Origin of the sequence: Robinsoniella sp. RHS (genome assembly GCF_001029355.1) — a bacterium.
Classification (GTDB): Bacteria; Bacillota; Clostridia; order Lachnospirales; family Lachnospiraceae; genus Robinsoniella; species Robinsoniella peoriensis.
The window spans coordinates 29,498-49,235 of the sequence record NZ_JNGB01000012.1; the positions used below are offsets into that span (position 1 = coordinate 29,498).

Below are 19,738 nucleotides of genomic sequence, written 5' to 3' on the forward strand. Positions count from 1 at the left end.
TAATCATATCTCCTATCTATTTAGCCTCATACCAGTTATTACCGGTATGCATATCGATCTCCATTTTTACAGCCAGATCAGCAGCGCCTGTCATTTCAGCCTCTAAAATCTGTTCTACCTGGGCAAGTTCATCCTGAGCTGCTTCAATTAAAAGCTCATCATGTACCTGAAGGATCAATCTGGATTTCAGTCCTTTTTCTTTCAGACTGTTATTTACCCGAATCATAGCTATTTTAATAATATCTGCAGCAGTTCCCTGTATCGGAGAGTTCATCGCTACACGCTCTCCAAAAGAACGCTGCATAAAATTACTGGAATTTAATTCCGGAACAGGGCGTCTTCTGCCAAACATGGTCGTTACATATCCCTCTTTTTTAGCAGCTTCTACGGTTTCATCCAGGAACTGCTTGATTCTGGGATAGGTGATGAAGTATTGCTCAATATATTCCGATGCCTCTTTTCTGGTGATGCTCAGATCCTGACTGAGTCCGAAAGAGCTGATGCCATAGACAATACCAAAGTTTACTGCTTTTGCATTACGTCTCTGCAGATCGGTAACCTCATCAAATGGTATGTGAAATACCTGGGATGCAGTAATCCGGTGAATATCCTGAGCTTCTCTATAGGCATTTATTAAAGTTTCATCTCCTGAGATATGTGCAAGAACACGTAATTCAATCTGGGAATAATCGGCATCTACAAATACACAGCCTTCCTTTGGAACAAAAACTTTACGTATAAGTCTGCCGAGTTCCATACGGATGGGAATATTCTGCAGGTTTGGTTCTGTGCTGCTGATTCTTCCGGTTGCCGCAATGGTCTGATTAAAGGTGCTGTGTATTCTGCCGTCAGAAGAGATATAATTCGCAAGTCCGTCTGCATAAGTGGATTTTAATTTTGTAAGCTGGCGGTATTCCAGTATATTGGTTACGATTGGGAAATCCGGAGCCAGTTTTTCCAGAACATCCGCGGCAGTAGAATACCCGGTTTTTGTTTTTTTGCCATTAGGACATTTTAACTTTTCAAATAAAATAACACCCAGCTGCTTTGGAGAATTGATATTAAACTGCTCTCCTGCCTGCTCGTAAATAGATTTCTCAAGTTCCGTAATACGGATCTGAAGCTGTTCCCCATAGATCTTCAGTGCGTCCGATTCTACGAGAATCCCTTCCTGCTCCATATCAAAGAGTGTATAAACAAGGGGCATCTCAATTTCATCAAAAAGATGATCCATCTTCATTTCCACAAGGCGTTCCCGGATTTTAGGTGTGGAAGCAAAAGCAACATAAGCTGCGTAGCAGGCATAAGTTATCAGTTCTGCTTCCTTATCTTCCGCTGCCGCTGTCAGAGAAATTTTACCCAACAGTTCTGCTTTGGAAGGAACCATCATTTCCAGATACTCTTTGGCAATATCTTCGTATGTGTATGTGTCCTTTAGTGGATTCACCAGATAAGCACCAATGGCTGCGTCAGCAAATTTCGGCTGCTGTTCTCTGGTTACTGCAAGATACCCTAACTGTTCTTTCAGATTAATGGTACTAATGCCCGGGACTGCCCGAATCATTTCATGAATCTTCCCTGTCAGGTAATCTTCGGATATGAATCCCTGAACCGGTATAAAATAAATATCTGCAGCTCCAAAACAGAGTGAACACCCGAAAAGCAAGTTTTTCTCTATAAAAAGCTGTAAGCCTACATGCTCTTTCTTACAGGCATTTGTAAATATCTCTTCTACTTTACCCAAGTCATCAGCTTTCGCAAATGAATCGGTCACTGTATTAGCCGGTGCTTCGCAGTCAAATTTTGAAAGCAGGTTTTTAAACTCCAGACGCTTAAACATTTCAAAAGCCTTCTGGGTATAGAGGTTATGAATTCTTGCACTTTCCAGAGAGAATTCAAGAGGGCTTTCTATGTTAATCGTAGCCAGTTCCTTACTCAGTACAGCCAAATCATAATGATTTTTCAGAGATTCTTTGGCTTTATTCGGTTTCACCTCATCCACATGAGCATGGGCATTTTCAATAGATCCGTATTCAACAATTAATTTTGTTGCCGTCTTTTCACCAACCCCCGGGATTCCCGGTATGTTGTCAGAAGCATCCCCCATCAGTGCTTTTAATTCAATAATCTGAGGGGGTGTAACCTGATATTTTTCTATTACATCTTTGGTATTGTAATCTTCTATTTCCGTACCGGTACGTTTCGTTTTGGGAATGCGGATTTTGATCTGGTCTGTTGCAAGCTGCAGCATGTCCCTGTCTCCGGAAACGATAGAAACCACCAGACCTTCTTTTTCCATTTTTTTTGCAACGGTGCCCAAAAGATCATCTGCTTCATATCCTTCCAACTGCATCAGCGGAATATCCATAGACTGGAGAACTTCTTTCATCACCGGCACCTGTTGGCGCAGTTCATCCGGCATAGGCTTTCTGGTGCCTTTGTAATCCGCATACATTGTATGACGGAATGTAGGGGCTTTCAAGTCAAATGCCACTGCCAGATAATCCGCGTTTTCTTCGGATAATATTTTAAACATGATATTCAAAAATCCGTAAATCGCATTGGTATGAAGTCCTTCCGAATTAGTCAGGTCGGGAATTCCGTAATATGCTCTGTTTAAAATACTATGTCCATCTATTAAAACAATTTTTTTACTCATAGATATCTCCAATTACTTTTTTGTAGTCTGAATTTCAGTACTCTTATTTTTTGCATTCTTTTTCTTTGTATTCTTCTTTTTTTTATTTGTGGATTTTTCGCTGGCAGAATTGGCAGAACTTTCCGTCTCGGGAGTTTTTTTCACACTGCTCTTTTCACTGCCGGAAGCTTTCTCAGAATCCATAGTTTCAATCTGGTAGATCTGAGGTATATCTTTTAAATTTTCATCGATCTCGGATTTTGGATTGCCATAGACAAATTCATAGATTGTTGTCTGCTGAATCGTTTTATTACTTCCCCACATCTGAAACTGGGTAAAAAGAACGATTAACAGAGCCAGTTCCGCCACAGCCATAAAGCAATGCCGGTAAAAACGCATGATCTTTCTGCGGTGGACACGATGCTCAGAAGAATGCAGGTCATCAACCAGCAGCTTCTGGATATTATAGTTTATATGGCTTTCATCATCCAGACGTTCCAATGCAAAATAGATCGTAAAATAAATCTCAAGTTCTTCATGGCATTCCGGACATTCTTTGATATGCTCAATGAATTTTTCGAGTTCTTTATCATTTAATTTTCGCTGTATATAAGGCAAAATCATCTGCTGGGCAGTTTTACAATCCATATGCTTTCCTCCGAAAGGCAAAATTTAAACTAACATGATTCTAACACACCTTATTCAAAATTGCCATTACAAAATAAAAATGGCCTCTGTAATATCCCAGATAAAGGCGTCTGGCATATTACAGAGGCGTATTATGAAGCCGATTTGATTCTGTTCGTTTATTAAAAAAATTTCCGTACGTTATTATCGCTCATATATATTTATATACACGCGTTCCCCACTTCACGCAGTACTCCCTCAAACGATAACAGTAATCAAATCAGACAGCTTCCGAAAAAGGATAATGAGTTAATAATTGTCTGAACACCAATATATTAACTCATTTTGAAAAAATTACAATAGCTTTTGACTAACTGGATTAGATTCTTGTCTAGTTGGTAATTTTTGAATCCTATTTGGTACTTTTACCATTAGATTTTTTTAAAGCTTCTGGTTTAGATGGCTGGTAAATTCCATACCATGATGGCCAGTCACCACCTTCTAATGCTACAGCATGTCCAGCAGCTGCAACAACTTTTAACAGGTTTTTTTTAATACAGGTTTTCATTTAATCGCCTCCTTTTCAATATTTCTATAATTATTAATATGATAACGGTAACAAGAACAAACAAAACTAAAACAGCGAGTTCATTGAAACCGAATACCCATCCGCAAATGCCCACTACTTCACAAACAAGTACTCTCAATAAAACTTTTCTTTTTATAAGAGGAATTTCAGTAGTGTCTAAAGGGGATTTCAAGTTTTCAATTGGTGAAAATTGCCACATAAAAAGTGGAACATATATGTATGCCAGTACAAAAAAGGCGAAATTAATATCTGTAATTTTAAAAAAACGAACAGATGTCATGATAAATCCAAATACAATAATTAATGAAAAGTTACATCTGAAATAAGAACTTGCGTGGTATCCTCCACTTTGGGTCCGAATCCATGCAAAAATTAAAAACCCGAATAAAGCTAAAAAAATTCTTTGGTAAACAATACCAATTAATAATACCCAGAATATATTGACTGCAGTTGATATTATTAATTCAAAACCATACTGGTATACTTCTTTTTCAGTGCCTTGAATGATCATCTTCCGGACACATAAATCAGTCACCACATTAGCACACTTAGAAATCATAACTTCACCTAAATCCCTATATAAACTTCATAGAATTTTACATTTCTATTGGATTTTACCAATTAATTCTAAAAGTTTCAATACGAATTGACTAATTGGTCTGATTTATCGTCTAACTGGTATTTTGTTTATATTTTCATCATAATATGTGCTATAAATGTATTGTCTTTTTCGTAATATTCTACAATACCTCCGTTCTTGTTTACAGCATCCTCTACATTGAGATGTCCCAGCCCGTGCTTTCCAGAAGAACTTTTTGTAGATATCAACTTTGGATTTTTCTTTAAAACTGATTCCTTAATTGGATTTTTCACAAAAATATTGAAATACCGTTTTTCCTGATACATCTCCAGTGAAATCCATTTATTCTCATTATGCATATTTGCGTCAATTGCATTGTCCAGGAGATTGAATAAAACAATACTGGTATCAACTCCATCCAGCATGCTTGTATCTCCCGCTACTTTGATATCTAAAGGAATACCATATTTTTGACAAACATCCGATTTAGCGTGAAGAACGGCATTGATGGTGTGATTATTGCAGATTTCAGAAGCTGTTGACTGCTGAAGATAAAAGTCTGATACTTTCTTGGCATAATCTTTTACGGTATCATATTTTTCTTCCACTAAAAGTGTTTGTATACAAGCAAGGTGATTTTTATAATCATGACGCATTTTTGTTTCTCTATTTTCAGCATCTTTTATCTGGAACAGCTGTCTCTCCAACTCCTTACATTTCAATTCTGTCAGTTCCATATGCAAAATATCCTGATTTTCCTGACTTAAAGATAAAATGGAATGATAGATATAAATATCAATGATAATAATGCCTATGAGAATGATGAGAGCCTTAAAGTTCATAGCTTCATCTGTCGGATTATTTCTAACCATTAAATATAAGGTTGTATCGGTTATAAAAGATACCAGGAAAACGATTAGAAAGGTAATCCACTCCCGCTTTCTTAGGTTTAGCCTACTACGTTTCATTACGCGTAATATGACTTGTATAAATACGTACAGCAAAACTCTGGTAATGATAAATATCCAGATCATCATATAAGAATCTGATGTTAACAAAGCATCAATACTAATATTAAAAGACATTGCAACTAATTGATATGTAAGTGTATTGATCAATGTAATCATAATAAATGGTGTAAAACAACACAGCATTTGAAGCATTGCCCCGCCGTTTAGAGCCCATCTGCAATATGTCCACAGAACAAAAATTGCAACAATGGGGAGTATCACGTCACTTCTGTAGAATGTTCCTGTAAATTGTGCAATAAGCGTAACAAATATGACGGCTAGCACACCGCCTACTTTACTTGAAGTTGAATCATTTTTATAGTCCAGATATTTAACCAGAAAATATAAAATCAGAAAGTTTTCGATCGGACTGGCTAAGTATTTAGTTACTGTATAAAGTATATTCATTTATCGCCCCCTCATATATGTAATAAACCGCTGTTTTACATCTTTCTTACGGCTTCTGCTCATTGGAAGTTCCATTTCATTTTCCATAATAACAGTGTCGTTTTCGATACTTGAAACATACTTCAGATTCACCATAATGCCATTATGTATTCTGCACAGGCCATTCTTAGCATAGGTTGTTTCAAAATCACGCAGTGATGCCCAGACCTGGAAGGTTTTATCATTGTTGCAAATAATAGCAATTTTTCTGTCTATCTTTTCCATAAATATGATCTGTTTAATGGGAATGAGATGTATACCATCTGCGTCTGTAATCTCAAGTACCTGATTCTCATCTGTGTTCAGATCAAGAAAGCCATTCAAGACTTCCGGCAGTTCTGTGTCCATATACTCTTTTCTTATAAATTGAAACGGGTGATACTTAAAAGTATCGAAAACCAGATTTGCATGACTGGTTACAAAGACAATGCGGTTGCTTATTCCTGACTGATAAAGCTGTGATGCAATTTCCATGCCTGAGATGTCCGGCATATCAATATCCAGAAAAATTAGATCTGCCTGATTTTCAGATACAAATGCAAGCAGATCATTTCCGTTATATTTTGCAGTTAATTGATAATCTTCATTAGTATCAGCCATCTGACTAACTATGATATTTTTAATTTTCTCGGCAATAATGGGTTGATCATCACATATGACGATATGAAGCATAAAATTTCTCCTTTGTTCCTTCTATTAATTTATTCTTATGTATATAGTTGGTTGTCCTCTTTGGACTACCAGCGCATGTTTTAAAAATAAACATACTCTAGCCTATCATACCTATTATTTTAGGGTTTGTCCACAATTATTTCAAGGTACGGGCACGGTCCCGCTGTATAAAATTATAAACGCAAAAAATAAGAATGCCGATCTGATTATGTGCCGTCTATAGAACATTAATCAAATGACATTCTTATTTCTACTACTAATTGCATAAATATTCGGCAACATGGACTAACAATTCATTGCAATCATCGCCATGGATCTGCATCTCAATATTAGTGGAATTACTCAGCGTAAATGCACTGACCAGGGATTTCGCGTCCACCACGTAGTGTCCACACTTTAAATCCACATCATAATCATAACTGCTTACAATATTTACAAATTTAATGATGTCCTCAGGACTCTGAAAATTAACGGGCATCTTTGTCATCAGTTTACCTCCTTTCCATCTTTTGTATGTTATCATTATATTACTCTTTCTTTTGGTTCCACAAGAGTAATATTTTATGATTTTTAGTACTTTTTTTATCACATTTGCCCATAAAATATGGTAGGGTTAATGGTAAAAATTAACATGTAAACATTGTATGAACATTTCTGTTTTTTGTAGAAAAAATTGTCGAATTTTGCTAAAATGTAATTATTAGAATTTTTGTGATGGGTGGGCAAATTATGGGAGAAATTGGAGTAGATGACAACAAAAAACTGTTACAATTATTTGGAAGTATGTTATTATACGTTTTTAGCCTCTTTTTGCTATTTCTGGCAAAAGAATACAAAGGATTTGCAGAATGGTATTCGGCAACGATTTATCCGGTCCTGGTCAACTGTATCGGGCGATTGGAATCCATATTCCCGTTTTCTTTGGTAGAAATATTTCTCTATATCGCTATCATCGTCTGTGTCATTAGTATTTTCATATTTATTTTGCAAGTAGTCCGCAAAAAGAAAAAATTATCGCATATTTACATAGGCCTTTTATATCTGGTTCATGGAGCGGCTATTCTATTTTTTTTATATACCATTAACTGCGGCATTAATTATCAGAGAGTTTCCTTTTCACAGCATAATGGTTTTGAGGTTGTTTCCTACACTTCTTCGGATCTGGCTATCCTGTGTGAGGACTTAACCGTAGAAGTAAATCTGTGGGCAGGAATGGTGAAACGCAATACGGAAGGTATCTGTATTGTTGACACAACCGTACAGAATCAGGCAGTAGAGGCTATGAAGATGGTCAGTAAAGACTATATCGGATTGTCGGATTATTATCCAAGACCTAAAAAATTGTGGGCATCCGGTATTTTATCCGTTCAGAATTTAAGCGGCATCTACTCGCCTTTTACGATTGAGGCAAACTACAATGGAGATATGCTTCCTTATAATATCCCATTTACTGCGTGCCATGAACTCTCCCACTTAAAAGGGTTTATGCAGGAGGATGAAGCAAATTTTATAGCATATCTGGCATGTGAAAAATCGGATGTACCGGAATTTCGTTACAGCGGCAGCCTTACCGCCTGGATATCCAGCATGAACGTTTTAAGCAAGTCGGATAAAGAAGCCTACAAAACAATCCGCAGACAGATTAACCCCATTGTAGAAGCAGACCTTACTGCCAATAATAGCTTTTGGAAACGCTATGATACAAAAGTGGCAAAGGCAGCTGTAAAAATGAATGATACTTATTTAAAAGCGAATGGTCAGTCGGACGGTGTGAAAAGTTATAACAGAATGGTAGATTTGATGGTAGGATATAAAGTGTTTTTTAAGTAATTTACATTGACTCTGTTGATAAATCCTTGTATACTTAAAATATTTAACGGGTATAGTTAATAGGAACGTACCATACTGAATATAGAGAGTGCAAGGAGGACAAAACATTGGAGGATAAGAACAGAGATCATAAAAATTCTTATTGGAAAGGCATTATAACAGGCGCCGCAGCGATGGGGATCATCTGTATAATGTCTTTATTGATTTATACGAACAGTAAGGCCTGGGATTCCAGATCTGTCGCGGGTGAAACCAATGGGGCACAGCAAACTGCCGCTAAAAGTGAGAACGGGACAGAATCCGGAAAAAAAGAAGAACTGGATGTGTCCCGTATATCAAATAAGATCAGCACTATTCAGAATTTAATCGACAAGTATTATTATTTTGATGAGAATAATGAGCAGGTTGAGGACTGGATATACAAGGGGATGCTGTATGGGCTGGACGATGTCTATTCTGCTTATTACAATAAAGAGGATTTTGAATCAATGAAAAAATCTTCTTCCGGAAATTACTGTGGAATTGGAGTACTGGTTAACCAGCACTATATAACAAAACAAGCCAGTATTGCTAAAGTCTATGAAAATAGTCCGGCAGAAGGCGCTGGAATATTAGTAGATGACATTATTATTGGTGTAGACGATATGAATGTTTCAGGAACCGAGTTAAACAAGATCGTAGAAATGATATCCGGGGAGGAAGGAACCGATGTTAAAATTACGGTTTACCGTAAATCGACAGATGAAACCCTGGAATTAACCATGAAGCGTCAAAAAATAAAAGTAGACACCATTACTTATAAAATGCTTCCGGATAAAGTCGGGTATATTGCGATCAGTGAATTTGATGAAGTAACGGTTGAACAGTTTAAGAATGCAATTGATGATTTAGAGAAACAGGGAATGGAAAAAATTGTTTATGACCTTAGAAACTGTCCCGGCGGACTTCTTGACAGCGTGGTTTCCATGCTGGATTATATTCTGCCGGATGGATTGATCGTATATACGGAAGATAAACATGGCAGCCGCCTTGATGAAATATCCGGACAGGACGGGCATGAAGTAAAACTTCCAACGGTCGTATTAATGAATGGAAATTCAGCCAGTGCGGCAGAAGTATTTTCAAGTGCAATCCGGGATTATGAATGGGGTACATTAGCAGGAACTACTTCCTTTGGCAAAGGAATTGTACAAAATGTTATTCCTCTGGAAGATGGCACAGCCGTGAAACTTACCATTTCCAGCTATTTCACAAAAAGCGGCTATTCCATCCAGGGTAACGGACTGGAACCGGATGTGGTGATAGAAGCAGATGAGGAACAGGCAAAAGAAGCGAATGTTCCATTGAAAAAGGATAAACAGCTTCAGGAAGCATTGAAGATATTTGATAAATAACAGATAAGAAGCAGATAAAGCATCGGAAAACCAAATGCAAAAGCAGGACTAAATGGCATAAAGCCGTTTTACTCCTGCTTTTTTTGTGTCAATAATATTTAGTGTCTGTTAAATGCATGAATACCGGGATACACTGCTTCATTACCAAGTTCTTCTTCAATACGGAGCAGCTGATTATACTTGGCAACTCTCTCGCTTCTGCTTGGAGCTCCGGTTTTGATCTGACCGGTAGAGAGGGCGACTGCAAGGTCAGCAATAGTAGTATCTTCCGTTTCTCCAGAGCGATGGGAAGCAATTGCCGTATAACCTGCCTGCTGTGCCATTTTGATGGCTTCCAGTGTTTCCGACACCGTTCCAATCTGGTTTAGTTTAATTAAGATGGAATTTCCGCAGCCCAATTCAATACCCTTTTTCAGACGCTTGGTATTCGTTACAAACAGATCATCTCCCACTAACTGAACCTGGCTTCCCAGTTCTTTTGTAAGGAGCTGCCAGCCCTGCCAGTCTTCCTCGTCCAGCGCATCCTCAATGGAATAAATGGGGTATTTATCACAGAGCATTTTCCAATGCGCAATCAGTTCCTGGGAGGTGAATTTCTTTTTACACTTAGGAAGCAGATAAATTCCGCTGGTTTCACCTTTCCATTCACTGGCTGCTGCATCGATCGCCAGCACAAAATCTCTTCCGGGTTGGTATCCTGCCTCTTCTATTGCCATTAGAATATACTGAATAGCTTCTTCATCGCTGGCAAGATCCGGTGCAAATCCACCTTCATCCCCGACAGAAGTAGCAAGGCCTCTGGATTTTAATATGGATGCCAGTGTATGAAAAACTTCAGTACACCAGCGAAGCCCTTCCTTAAAACTGGAAGCGCCAACCGGCATGATCATAAATTCCTGCACATCTACCGTATTGGAAGCGTGTGCACCTCCATTTAAAATGTTCATCATAGGCACCGGCAGTTTATTTCCGGAGATGCCGCCAAGAAACTGATATAGAGGCATTTTAAGTGATAAAGAAGCAGCGCGTACACATGCTATGGAAACGGCAAGGATCGCGTTGGCGCCCAGCTTTGATTTATCTTCTGTCTGGTCTGCTGCAATCATTGCGCTGTCTATTTTATAAATGTCACTGGCATTCATATTTGAGAGGACCTGATTTATGATTTCATTGATATTCTGAACTGCTTTTTGGACCCCTTTTCCTTTAAAACGGGTCTTATCATTATCTCTAAGTTCCAGTGCTTCAAATATTCCGGTTGAGGCTCCGCTTGGAGAAGCACCTCTTCCTATGGTTCCGTCTTTGAGATGAACTTCCGCTTCTACCGTTGGGTTCCCCCTGGAATCAATGATTTCCCTACCGATTACTTTTTCTATTTCTAATTGATTCATACCGCACCTCTTTCTGACTATAACTGATACAGTAATAACCTGCCAGGCATTACTGTATCAGTATATTAACTGTTTTCATCTATAAGACCAAGAATTTCCTCGATGCTCTTTTTTCCAAAATAAGCATGCTCCTGATTGATTATCATACAAGGCACACTCATGATCTGATAATCTTCTTTGAGCTTCGGAAAATGATTCAGATCAAAAATATCACACTGGACATTAGCATTCTCAATGGCGATTCTGCCTGCAGCCATAACTAAGTCCGGACACATTGTGCAGGATAAGGAGATGGCAATATCTATTTTAACCGGTTCGGATATAGCCCGTATCCTTCCCAATAGCTGCTCATCAATCATCTGTCCCGGTCCTGCTGCATTATATAAAGTTACAATAAAAGAATTGAATTCGTGTCCGCCCGGGACACCATGAAACCGGAATCCAAGAGATAATCCGGAACTTTCATATAAGTCTATGGACGGTGTCAGTGGTATGTTTGCATCCTGTATGATTTCAGTTTCGATCCAGGAAGTCAATTCCGCCATTTCCTGTACAAATCCTTCTGCTTCCCGTGATATAGGAGTTTGATCCAAAAATGCTTTTAATCGGATCTGTCTGGTAAACTTTTCAAATAAAGGTTTCAGCTGACTTCTCATGGTAGCAGGAATAAATGCTCCATCGGAATGGGATTCTTCCTGTTCCGGATGGTTATTTGCTTCCCTTGACGCGCTATCACTCGTGTGGGCTTTTAACGGCATCGGAATCGGTGGTATATTTTTTCGCTCATGGACTTCCGAAACATACTTTTCCAGAGATGTAGCGGCTTTGGCGCCGTCTGCAACGGCTGTCACTACCTGGCGTAAATTTTTTACGCAGATATCTCCTGCGCCGTAAACACCGTCTATACTTGTTTTATGGTTCATATCGGTGATCAGATAACCATGCTCATCTATATCAACAATATCTTTGAACAGGCTGTTTGCGGGGGCATACCCTGCAAATACAAAGATGCCAAAAGAACTGCCGTCCTCCGGTTCAAACCGTGTGCTTTCCCCGGTCTGGCTATTGTATAGCAATGCATATTGAAGTTTGTCTGTTCCGCCTGCTTCTTTAATTTCTGTATGAAACAATACCTTTATCTTTTCGTAATTCGCTAATTCATCTGAAACTGATTTGGCACAGGAAAAAGATTCCCCCCGTACCAGAATAAGCACCTGCCTTGCATATTTGGTTAGAAACATTGCTTCTTCTACTGCAGCAAAGCCTCCGCCTGCCACCAGAACATCTTTTCCGGTAAAAAATTCTCCATCGCAGGTAGCACAGTAAGCGACCCCTCGGCCCTGAAACTCCTGTTCGCCTGGGAAACCGATTTTTCTGGGAGATGCGCCGGTTGCAAGTATAATACCCAGGGCCCGTTTCTCTCCCCGGTCAGTTTTAACCCTTTTGATATCTTCATTCAAATCTAATTGTTCCACATTTGCCAGGAGAAATTCTGCACCAAATGCTTCTGCCTGCATTCGCATTCCTTCGGTCAATTCACTGCCGCTGATACTGGGTATGCCGGGATAGTTCACTACTTCTGAAGTAATGGTTATCTGTCCGCCAAATTTTTCTTTTTCTATTATCAGTGTCCGGTATCTAGCGCGCGCCATATAGATAGCGGCAGAGAGGCCTGCCGGCCCTCCGCCTACTATAATTACATCATATAACCCTTCCATATTAAATCAGTCCTACAAGCTCCAGGCTTGGTTTCAGTGTTTCTGCACCTGGCTGCCATTTTGCAGGGCACACCTGATCGCCATGTTCTGCAACGAACTGGGAGGCCTGAACCCGGCGGAATAACTCATCGGCATTACGTCCTACGTTTCCTGCGATTACTTCATATGCAACGATTTTTCCTTCCGGATTTACAATGAAGCTGCCGCGTTCAGCCAGTCCATCTTCTTCAATCATGACATCAAAATCTCTGGTTAAAGTCCCAGTGGGATCAGCCAGCATAGGATACTGGATTTTTTGAATTGTTTTTGAAGCATCATGCCATGCCTTATGAACAAAATGGGTGTCACAGGATACCGAGTAGATTTCACAGTTGATATTTTTAAAATCCTGGTATTTATTAGCCAGATCTTCTAACTCTGTGGGGCACACAAAGGTAAAATCTGCAGGATAGAAAAAGAATACCGACCATTTTCCCATAATATTACTTTTACTTACTTCCTTAAATTCTCCTCCTACGTATGCCTGTACTTTAAAATCACTTACTTCTCTTCCGATTAATGACATAATTTGTTTCCTCCTTAGATTTTCATATTTAAAATTATTGTCAGCTTGTAGTATTCCAAAAATTGCTGATCTTATTAATTGTTATAGTTAGTTATTGCTAACTTAATTGCATTCTATCACAAGTTAGTATCTTAGTCAATGTATATTTTAATAATGATAATTATTATTGATATATTGGTAAATTTATGTATAAAAAATGAGGCTGAATTATTCAGCCCCAAATCTTTACGCTAATACTTTTCGGGAAGATTCTTCTTGGAATTGTTTACTGTAAAGGTCATGATAATATCCCTTCTGTTTTAGCAGTTCCAAATGTTTTCCCTGTTCAATAATTTTACCGTCTTTTACTACCAGAATCACATCCGCTTTGCGAATTGTAGACAGCCTGTGGGCTATTAAAAAAGAAGTTCTTCCGTTAAGCAGCTGCATTGTAGCATTTTGAATCAATTGTTCTGTCTGGGTATCAATGGAAGAAGTTGCTTCGTCCAATACAAAGATTCTGGGATCCGCCAATACTGCCCGGGCGAAAGAGATCAGTTGTTTTTCACCAGTGGACAGGCGGTCACCGCCTTCTCCTACATCGCTTTGATATCCATTTTCCAGCTTATCCACCACAAGATCGGCCGATACAGCCTTTGCGGCAGCAATTACCTGCTCATCAGTTGCTTCTAAATTTCCATAGCGGATATTTTCCATGACGGTACCTGAGAACAAGTGGGGATTTTGCAGGACATATCCGATGTTGCTGTGCAGCCATAACTGGCTGCGTTCCCGGTAATCTTTCCCGTCTATCAGTATTTTTCCTTCGGTTGGTTCAAAGAAGCGGCACGCCAGATTCACCAGGGTACTTTTACCGGCACCGGTTTCTCCCACTATGGCAACGGTGGTTCCTTCCGGAATCTTCAGGTTAAAATGGCTTAGTACTTCTTCGTTACCATCCGGATAATGAAAGGAAACATCTTTAAATTCAATTTCTCCATGAAGTGTTTCCCAGTTTTCTTTTTTAGGATAGAAGGAATCCCCATATTTGTCTGTGATTTCTTTCGAATCAACGATCTGAGGTTCCTGATCTAATAAACCGGTAACCCGTTCAATATTTGCCTGTACCGAGATAATATCTGCAATATTTCTGGCGAGCTGCTGTATCGGTTCGAAGATTCCTACCGCATAGGATGTAAATGCAGACAGGGTTCCGATCATCAAGAGGTTTTTTAATACCATATTACCGCCTTTAGCCAGTACCATAGCGGTTGCCAGAGAGCTGAACAGCATGACCAGGGGAATATAAACAGCGCTTAATCTGGCTGCACGCACCCCGGAGGTTTTCATTTCTTCTGTAATCCCCTGAAAATCATCATAATTCTTATCTTCGATTACCAGGGTTTTCGATGTTTTTGCACCCATGATTCCTTCGTTATAGGCCCCGGTAATTTTGGAATTGATCTTACGGACCTTCCGGTTCCAGTTTAGAATCTTATTCTGAAAATATACGGTCAGCAGGGCAATTACAGGAACGATCAGTATAACCAGCAGGGCAAGCTGCCAGTTCAGAATCAACATGGCTATAAATACTCCGAATACATATGTGGATGCCCATAGAACATCAATCAGGTTCCAGGCTACCAGTCCGGCGATACGGTTAGTATCACTCATGACTCTTGCCAGAATATATCCAACCGGCGTTACGTTGTAATAAGAAAAAGATAATGTCTGCAGATGTACGAAGCAAGCCTTTTTTAAGTCTCTGCCCACTTTCATTTCTACTTTCATATTACCTCTGGTAAAGAATATAACACTCAGGGTCTGAAGCAGGATTACGATTGCGTAAACTACACCAAATCCTATAATACCGTCAACGGTTTTTTCTTCAATGAAATGATCAATGGCATAGCGCTGAAATAATGGCAGTGCAATATCTACCAGTGAGCAGAATACATTCAGTGCGATGATCATGATAAAAATCTTTTTATATGGTTTTAGAAACGGCAGGATCTTTTTCCAGATCTTTATATCAAATGATTTTGTAAATTCCTGCTCTTCGTAGCTCATATTGCCCCTCCTTCCAGTAACAGACGATCATCATTGTTCATCTGTATATCATAAATGTTTTTGTAAATACCTTCTTGTGCAATCAATTCCTCATGAGTTCCCATTTGTGCCACACTGCCGTCATCCAGTACCAGAATGCAGTCTGCCTGCATCAGTGTTGTTATACGATGTGATATTAAGATAACGGTAGCTTTTCCCATCTGGTCCTGTAATGCCTCCCGGATTTTGGCATCTGTCTCGGCATCGACGGCTGAAAGAGAGTCATCAAATACCATGATTGGTGCATTCTGCATCAGCATACGAGCAATTGCAACCCTTTGTTTCTGTCCTCCGGACAACGTAACACCGCGCTCACCTACAATGGTGTCATATCCTTTGTGAAAATGCTGGATTGCTTCATCTACACATGCAATCCGCGCTGCTTCCCGGATGGACTCATGACAGACATCTTCGTTGGCAATTGCGATATTCTCATGAATTGCCCTGGAGAATAAAAATGGTTCCTGCAAAACCATTCCGATATTTTTACGCAGGTACTCCCGGCTCATCTTGGCAATGTCCTTGCCCCCAATGGTAATCTTGCCGGATTCTTCCGGCAGGTCATAAAGCCTGTTCAACAGATGCATCAGAGTAGATTTGCCGCTTCCGGTTCCGCCCAGAATGGCAAAGGTAGTGCCTGCCGGTATAGTAAAATCAACATTTTTTAAAATAGGATAACCTGTACCGTAGGAAAAGTTAATCTGTTCAAAATGAATGTCTCTGTCCATAGGCCCGTTTTCTACGCTTGGGCTGTCCTGCTCCTCTTTGGCATCTAGTATATAAGCTACTCGCTCTATGGATACACCGGCTTTACTCATTTCGGATAGAATTCGTCCAAGTCCCCTTACCGGCCAGACCATGGTAGCATTATAAGAAACAAATGCCAGGAATTCTCCAAGTGTTATCTGACCGTTTACAGCCACTACAACTCCAACGCAGATTACAGTAAGAATTTGAAGTCCTGTGATCAAGTCTCCGATTCCCCAGTAAGCACTCATCAGGCGGCCCAGGCGGATCCACAGGCTGGAAAATGCCTCATTCTTTTGATCAAACCGGTCAATTTCAAATTTTTCTCGGCCAAATGCCCTTACTACCCGAACACCGGTGAGATTTTCCTGAACAACACTGGATAACTCTCCTTCCGCTTCATCAGCTTTTAGGAATCTTTTGGCGATCTTGGAATAGAAAAATCCGGAATATCCCATTATAACAGGGATAAAGCAAAGAGCCACCAGAGATATTTTCACATTCATAGAAAACATAATCCCCATAGATAAAATAATTAAAAAACTGGTACGAAACACTTCTACCATCTGGTTACAGACAAAGTTTCGTACAACGTCCACGTCAGAGGTGCATCGCTGAATAATTTCGCCTGTCTGATGCTTCACATGCCAGGAGAATGGCAGCTTTTGTATATGGGCATATAATTGGTCCCGGATACTTTTTACAAAAGACTCCGATCCTTTGGCAATGCCCATTTTGCTGAAGTAACTGCAAATACCGGACATCACTGCAGTTACCATAACGGCCGCAGCCGCAGCAAGTAAAGCCTTACCTCCAGAGCTCTGCAGCTGTTTTAGATGCAGAAACTCTATCAGCCACCCCGGCAGCTGCCAGTCTGCGCCACCGATAACCGAGTCGACAGAGATTCGGACAATTTGAGGTGTTAATGAGTTAAAAACGGTATTCAGCATTGAAAATGCCAATGCAAATACAAACAGGTGCAGATTTCCTTTCAGGAATCGGGCGATCAGGCGCACTTTTCCTGTTTTATTCCTTTCCATAATTCTGTTTCCCCTCCATACTTTTCGTTGTTATGTAAATAGTTACTGTATTTTGTGCCGTTTCCGACACAGCAAAAAAGCGCCTCTGAATGACCAGAGGCACTTTTTAACTGTCCTTATTCTATTCCTATCGTGCTTACGCAATGACATCTCAACAGGCATACTGCTCCATTAAGAAAACGATATTCATTGAAAAGGCAGGCAAAATGTCCGCTGATTATTCAACTTGTTATTGATAGCTATACGTTCATTTAATAACGTTTTAATAAATCTAAAGTTTCTCATTTTGCCTGCCTCCTTTCATTAATTTTTTTATTTTTTAAGCAAATTGTTTAATTAGTATAACTTACCATATTTTTAAAGTCAAGTATATTTTTGAAATATTTTTAATTAAAAATACAAAGCAACAAATTTTCCAGATCATAAGTCTCTTCTACAGAGAAAATATCTTCCAACCGGTTGAGATTTAAATCAGAATGTTCTATTTCCCGTGAGAATCTCTGCGCCGTTCGCGTAAAATCCTTAAAGCTTAGCTTTTCGTCCTGTTTTTGCCACAGAGCCTGAGCCAACTCCTGAATCAACAAGGTACTTACTACCGCTAATTTCATTTTGGAATAGGCTTCACGGTCATATACTGCACCGCAGAAATAGGTGAATATAAAATAAACCATTAATTGTTCGCACCAGTTCTCCCAGGTATTGTGTGTATTGCTTTTATATCCGGCGTTTTCCTGGAATTTGCTGCGGTTTTTTTGATAGGCAGAGGCACCATCATCAAAGAGACTGCTCAGACTGCTGCTTACAAATTCCGGCCAGTCTTTCCTTAATATTTCTAATTGATCAAATATGTGAAACATTTTTTTCATTTCGAAACAGCGTTTTTCTGCCCGGTTTTCATATTCTTTCTGTTTTTTTTGGAAAAAGCATATAGCTTTTTCACTCTGATATCGGGTGATCAGTTCATCCATAGAGAAAAGCTGGTCATGGTCTATACGGGTCTGCAAGTCGTGGCTAAAAGCCAGTACCATAGCCATTCGGATAGTACAGTCCAGATTACGGCTCTGCAGGATATGAATTATGGCATCTCTTGCATCCATTAACTTGGTAAACAGTAAAAAATCAAAATCCTCATATTCTTCAGAAATATTTTCTTTTTCTTTTGTTAGAAACCGTACCGGCTCTTTACAGCCAAGTATCAATTCAGCTGAAGGCGGACAGGAAAGGGACAGCGATATTTCTCGTAAGCCTTCATATTCTTCAATATGTCTGGGATAAGTACGGCAAGTTTTGCATAACATTGCAGGTCCTGCTTCTTTATAAATATCACACAAGTTATCTTCATTTAAAAATTCACAACGGTGCTGATACTGCTTAAAAACCGTGTTCCGCCAATCTATGGAATTGTGCAGGCGGTTACCGAAGGAACCTTTTGTCTTTTTATATTTCTTTACCGTTTTTTCATCGATGACAATTTCCCAGCCGGCACAACAGGTGTCCGGACATGCAGATGCAGTGCATTGGAATTTTTTGAAATAGTGTGGAATTGTATATTGCATATTTTTTCCTTTCTGTAACCTCTGGTAATACAGCGGACAATTTCTTGAATTTGTGTTTAGCTGATTAGGACGCTTTGTAGATATAGGTAATGTACGGAAAGATGGGTGTGGGAAACTGGCATGGGCTCCGTCAGCTGGCCGCAGAACTGGTATTTTCTAACCTTTCCGAAGCGCTTTTTGGCGGCACGCGGGCATTCGCTCCGAAATCCTGATGCATTTCGCAGCTCACTGCCCGCTTAGTATCCGATGGGAGCCAGTCGAATACTATCCGCCAAAAAACACTCCGAAAAGGTAAGTAAATACTCAGCTCTGCTCTACGCTTCCTCCGCCCATACCAGTTTCCCACACCCATCTTTCCGAGATCCAGTTTACTGCCACAAAGCTGGTTTTCTCAGCCTGGTGGAGACCCCTGGGCTGTGACGGTCTATTCGTTTTTAGATGCAGCAGAGTGTGTTACGGCAGTTCAGTGTGAAAGGGGGATGATAAGACGAAATTTTACCTGCTTTCCTGATCACAAACTTAACTGGATGTAGGTACTAAAATCACAAATATACTGTAGTAGAATTTAGAGACAGTTCAGAATGATAACATCCAGCTGGTTTATTGGTTTTTATGTGATCTAAGCCAATAACGTCCGGCATGCCACACGCCCGGGGTCCCACCCTGCTGAGAAAACCAGCTTTGTATCAATAAACTGCATCCCGGAAAGAGAAGGGGGCGGACCAGGACATTGGTTTGGAAGGCGTATAGCAGAGCTGAGCATTTACTTACCTTCCCGAAGTGCTTTTTGGCGGATAGTATTCGACTGGCTCCCATCGGATACTAAGCGGGCAGTGAGCTGCGAAA

At 39.7% G+C, this 19,738-nt stretch carries 16 protein-coding genes; 3 read left to right on the forward strand and 13 right to left on the reverse strand.

The window, feature by feature from the left end; all coding sequences use genetic code 11:
• Positions 1-16: 16 nt before the first annotated feature.
• From polA to RHS_RS06170, 7 genes are all read right to left on the reverse strand, one after another.
• The gene (gene polA, locus RHS_RS06145; protein ID WP_047832646.1) at positions 17-2,659 is read right to left on the reverse strand and encodes a DNA polymerase I; all 2,643 of its coding nucleotides are present in this window, start codon (positions 2,657-2,659) and stop codon (positions 17-19) included.
• Positions 2,660-2,671: 12 nt separating this feature from the next.
• The gene (locus RHS_RS30310; protein WP_052377798.1) at positions 2,672-3,286 is read right to left on the reverse strand and encodes a zf-HC2 domain-containing protein; all 615 of its coding nucleotides are present in this window, start codon (positions 3,284-3,286) and stop codon (positions 2,672-2,674) included.
• 391 nt (positions 3,287-3,677) lie between these two features.
• Positions 3,678-3,833, reverse strand: a complete 156-nt coding sequence (locus RHS_RS30315) for an AgrD family cyclic lactone autoinducer peptide (protein WP_141728589.1) — start codon at positions 3,831-3,833, stop codon at positions 3,678-3,680.
• Entirely contained in the window at positions 3,817-4,413 is a 597-nt protein-coding gene (locus tag RHS_RS06155) for an accessory gene regulator B family protein (protein ID WP_047832647.1), read from the reverse strand. The genes RHS_RS30315 and RHS_RS06155 overlap by 17 nt, the downstream gene beginning before the upstream one ends.
• 128 nt (positions 4,414-4,541) lie before the next feature.
• On the reverse strand, positions 4,542-5,852 hold the full coding sequence (locus RHS_RS06160) for a sensor histidine kinase (RefSeq protein WP_047832648.1): 1,311 nt from the start codon (positions 5,850-5,852) through the stop codon (positions 4,542-4,544).
• Positions 5,853-6,563 (reverse strand): LytTR family DNA-binding domain-containing protein, encoded by a 711-nt coding sequence (locus RHS_RS06165; protein ID WP_044295977.1) that lies wholly within the window; start codon positions 6,561-6,563, stop codon positions 5,853-5,855.
• A gap of 256 nt (positions 6,564-6,819) precedes the next feature.
• Entirely contained in the window at positions 6,820-7,050 is a 231-nt protein-coding gene (locus tag RHS_RS06170) for an HPr family phosphocarrier protein (RefSeq protein ID WP_027294164.1), read from the reverse strand.
• A gap of 242 nt (positions 7,051-7,292) precedes the next feature.
• On the opposite strand from RHS_RS06170, the gene RHS_RS06175 reads away from it, so the two are divergent.
• Together RHS_RS06175 and RHS_RS06180 are read left to right on the forward strand one after the other, a co-directional pair.
• Complete coding sequence (locus RHS_RS06175; RefSeq protein WP_047832649.1) at positions 7,293-8,393, forward strand: DUF3810 family protein; 1,101 nt, start codon at positions 7,293-7,295, stop codon at positions 8,391-8,393.
• A gap of 107 nt (positions 8,394-8,500) precedes the next feature.
• Positions 8,501-9,787 (forward strand): S41 family peptidase, encoded by a 1,287-nt coding sequence (locus RHS_RS06180; protein WP_027294166.1) that lies wholly within the window; start codon positions 8,501-8,503, stop codon positions 9,785-9,787.
• A 98-nt stretch (positions 9,788-9,885) separates the two neighbouring features.
• Here the strand turns inward: RHS_RS06180 and eno are convergent, their stop codons facing one another.
• The 6 genes from eno to fliB form a co-directional block, all read right to left on the reverse strand.
• Positions 9,886-11,178, reverse strand: a complete 1,293-nt coding sequence (gene eno, locus RHS_RS06185) for a phosphopyruvate hydratase (protein ID WP_047832650.1) — start codon at positions 11,176-11,178, stop codon at positions 9,886-9,888.
• Positions 11,179-11,243: 65 nt separating this feature from the next.
• The gene (locus RHS_RS06190; RefSeq protein WP_047832651.1) at positions 11,244-12,896 is read right to left on the reverse strand and encodes an FAD-dependent oxidoreductase; all 1,653 of its coding nucleotides are present in this window, start codon (positions 12,894-12,896) and stop codon (positions 11,244-11,246) included.
• A gap of 1 nt (position 12,897) precedes the next feature.
• Positions 12,898-13,461 carry an alkyl hydroperoxide reductase subunit C gene (gene ahpC / locus RHS_RS06195; RefSeq protein ID WP_027294169.1) on the reverse strand — a complete coding sequence of 188 codons (564 nt, stop codon included), beginning with the start codon at positions 13,459-13,461 and terminating at the stop codon, positions 12,898-12,900.
• A 225-nt stretch (positions 13,462-13,686) separates the two neighbouring features.
• Positions 13,687-15,510: an ABC transporter ATP-binding protein gene (locus tag RHS_RS06200; protein ID WP_044295972.1), complete on the reverse strand. Its 1,824-nt coding sequence runs from the start codon at positions 15,508-15,510 to the stop codon at positions 13,687-13,689.
• Entirely contained in the window at positions 15,507-17,336 is a 1,830-nt protein-coding gene (locus tag RHS_RS06205; RefSeq protein WP_027294171.1) for an ABC transporter ATP-binding protein, read from the reverse strand. Before RHS_RS06205 ends, RHS_RS06200 begins: the two co-directional genes overlap by 4 nt.
• 386 nt (positions 17,337-17,722) lie before the next feature.
• Positions 17,723-18,892 carry a flagellin lysine-N-methylase gene (fliB, locus tag RHS_RS06210; protein ID WP_047832652.1) on the reverse strand — a complete coding sequence of 390 codons (1,170 nt, stop codon included), beginning with the start codon at positions 18,890-18,892 and terminating at the stop codon, positions 17,723-17,725.
• Between the two features lie 89 nt (positions 18,893-18,981).
• Here fliB and RHS_RS30320 point away from each other — a divergent pair, with 89 nt between their 5' ends.
• Complete coding sequence (locus RHS_RS30320) at positions 18,982-19,104, forward strand: hypothetical protein (protein WP_255348096.1); 123 nt, start codon at positions 18,982-18,984, stop codon at positions 19,102-19,104.
• The last annotated feature ends 634 nt before the right edge of the window (positions 19,105-19,738 follow it).